This window comes from Pontiella sp. (genome assembly GCF_041622395.1).
Classification (GTDB): Bacteria; Verrucomicrobiota; Kiritimatiellia; order Kiritimatiellales; family Pontiellaceae; genus Pontiella.
The window spans coordinates 1-2,820 of record NZ_JBFJYW010000383.1 but is presented as its reverse complement, the minus strand read 5'-3'; the positions used below and the strand labels follow the sequence as shown (position 1 = coordinate 2,820).

General features: G+C 62.2%; 2 protein-coding genes and 1 pseudogene. All 3 read left to right on the top strand.

Features of this window, described 5'->3' with window-relative positions:
• Positions 1-1,067 (top strand): annotated as a pseudogene (locus ABYO54_RS15795) (2-oxoglutarate ferredoxin oxidoreductase subunit alpha); the annotation flags it as partial.
• Positions 1,064-2,635: a thiamine pyrophosphate-dependent enzyme gene (locus ABYO54_RS15790; protein WP_372809193.1), complete on the top strand. Its 1,572-nt coding sequence runs from the start codon at positions 1,064-1,066 to the stop codon at positions 2,633-2,635. The pseudogene ABYO54_RS15795 and the gene ABYO54_RS15790, both read left to right, overlap by 4 nt.
• On the top strand, positions 2,622-2,820 hold a 199-nt coding region (locus ABYO54_RS15785; protein ID WP_372809192.1), incomplete at its 3' end, for an ATP-grasp domain-containing protein. The genes ABYO54_RS15790 and ABYO54_RS15785, both read left to right, overlap by 14 nt.

Here is a 2,820-nt window from a genome sequence, read left to right as displayed (position 1 = left end):
TGGTGCTGGGCAGCTATCCCATCACGCCGGCCACCCCGATTCTCGAAACCCTTTCCAAACACCGCAACTTCAACGTCAAGACCGTGCAGGCCGAGGACGAGATCGCCGCCATCGGCGTGGCGATCGGCGCGTCCTTCGCCGGGGCTTTGGCGGTGACCACCACCAGCGGCCCCGGGCTCTGCCTCAAGTCGGAAGCCCTTGGCCTGGCGGTCATCACCGAGCTTCCGCTGGTGGTGATCAACGTCCAGCGCGCGGGGCCCAGCACCGGGCTGCCCACCAAGACCGAGCAGGCCGACCTGCTGCAAACGCTGTATGGGCGCAACGGTGAATCGCCCGTGGCGGTGATTGCGGCCGATTCGCCGGCGGACTGTTTTGATTGCGCCATCGAAGCCGCGCGCCTGGCGCTGAAATACCGCACGCCGGTCGTGATGCTGACCGACACCTATCTGGCCAACGGCTCCGAACCCTGGAAGATCCCGTCGGTGACGGATATCCCGGATATTTCCGTCGAACCCATCCGGCAGGGCGAGGAGTACGTGCCCTACCGGCGCGATCCCAAAACGCTGGCGCGCCGGCTGGCCATCCCCGGCCGGCCGGGCTTCGAGCACCGCATCGGCGGGCTGGAAAAAACGGAAGCGGGGCAGGTGAGCTACGATGCGGAAAACCATGAAAAGATGTGCCGCCTGCGCGCCGACAAAGTGAAGGGCATCGCCAACGATATTCCGTTGCCGGCGCTGCTGGGCAACCCGACGGGCAAGCTGCTGGTGATCGGCTGGGGCAGTACCTACGGCGCCATCCGGATGGCGGTCGAACGCTTGCAGTCCGCCGGCGAAGCCGTCAGCTATATCCACCTGCGGCACCTGAATCCATTGCCGCACGGTCTCGGCGACTTGATGAAACAATTCGATACCGTTGTGGTTCCGGAAATGAATCTCGGGCAACTTTCGCGGGTGCTGCGCGCCGAATTCCTGGTCGATGTCAAATCGGTAAACAAGCTGCACGGCCGCATGTTCCGGATCACGGAGCTCGTGGACGCGCTGCGCGAACACCTTCAGGGGGCGGAATGATGAACGGCTTGAAGGAATATCTGACCCGCAAGGATTTCGTCTCCTCCTCCGAGGTGCGCTGGTGTCCCGGTTGCGGCGACTATGCCGTGTTGAACGCCGTCCAGTCGGTGTTGCCGCAGCTCGGCATCCCGAAGGAAAAGTTCGTGTTCGTCAGCGGCATCGGCTGCTCCAGCCGGTTTCCCTACTACATGGATACCTTCGGGTTCCACTCGATCCACGGGCGGGCGCCGACCATTGCCACCGGCATCAAGGTCGCCAATCCCGAGCTTTCCGTCTGGGTGATTACCGGCGACGGCGACGGGCTGAGCATCGGCGGCAACCATCTGATCCACGCGCTGCGCCGCAATCTCGACCTGAATATCATCCTGCTCAACAACCGCATCTACGGGCTCACCAAGGGGCAGTACAGCCCGACGTCGGTGAAGGGGCAGATTACCAAAACCAGCCCCTACGGGGTGATCGACGAGCCGATCAATCCCCTGCGCATCGCGCTGGCCGCCGAGGCAACCTTCATCGGCCGCGCGCTCGACTCCGATCCGAAGCACATGAGCGACGTGCTCAAGGCCGGCGCGGAACACCATGGCACCTCCTTCGTCGAAATTCTGCAGAGCTGCGTGATTTTCAATAAAAAAGCGTGGAGCGAGATTTCGGACCGGTCGACCCGCGACGACCGCCTGCTCTATCTGGAGCAGGGCCAGCCGCTGGTCTTCGGCGAGAAACGCAACAAAGGCATCGTTTTGCGCGGCACCGATCCGGTGGTGGTCACCATCGGGGAACAGGGCATCTCCGAAGCGGACCTGGTCCGGCACGACATGTATCGCGCCGACCCCGTCTATGCTTCGATGCTGATCAAGATGGATGCGCCCGACTTCCCGCTTCCGGTGGGCATTTTCCACGCCGTCAAAAAACCCGTTTATGAAGATGAGCTCGAAGCGCAGATCAAGGCGGTTACCGCGCTGAAGGGCCGCCGCAATCTGCAGGCATTGCTGCGCGGGACCGAATATTGGACGGTCTCCAACAACGGCGCAACCATCAAGCGCTCCACCGGCATCGGGGCGCAGGAGAACGATGAGTCGTCCATCATGGACGAACAGATCCAGGCCCTGCTCAAATCCACGGATCCGCTGACCGCCAGCCTGAAGACGACCGTGGGCAAAATCTTCTACGACTACGACTACCAGCGCTCGAAAATGCTTTCGCCGCGCGACAGCATTGCTTCGGCGATCGCCCATTTCAAAGCGGCGCATATCGAGTGCATCCTGGTGGGCGACTCGAAGCGCCTGTACGGCCTGCTTTCGGAGCGCGACATCATCCAGAACGTGGTGCTCACCTCCATCGACCGCGACCGCCAGCCGATCTCGGCGATCATGCGGCCGGTCTATGAAATCATGGACGAGTCGAATTCCATCGGCGACGTCATCAACATTCTCTCGATCAGCGGGCACCGGCATGTGCCGATCCGGCTGAAAAGCGGCGGGTTCGGGCTGGTGACCATCCGGCAGATTCTGCGCTTCATACACGATACCGTCGAACAGGTTGAAAAAAAGGAATCGAATGAAAATACATGAATACCAAGCCAAGGAGCTGCTGAAAAGCTACGGCATTCCGATCCAGGACGGCATGACCATCGCGGATCCGGCGCAGGCCGAGGCGGCGATTGCGCAGGTGGCCCAGGCGCATTCGACGGAGCAGTTCGTCGTCAAGGCGCAGGTGCATGCCGGCGGCCGCGGCAGGGGCGGCGGCGTCAAGTTCG

Coding starts and splice junctions, on each gene's coding strand:
- ABYO54_RS15790 (WP_372809193.1), top strand. CDS start 1,064: ATGATGAACGGCTTGAAGGAATATCTGACCCGCAAGGATTTCGTCTCC.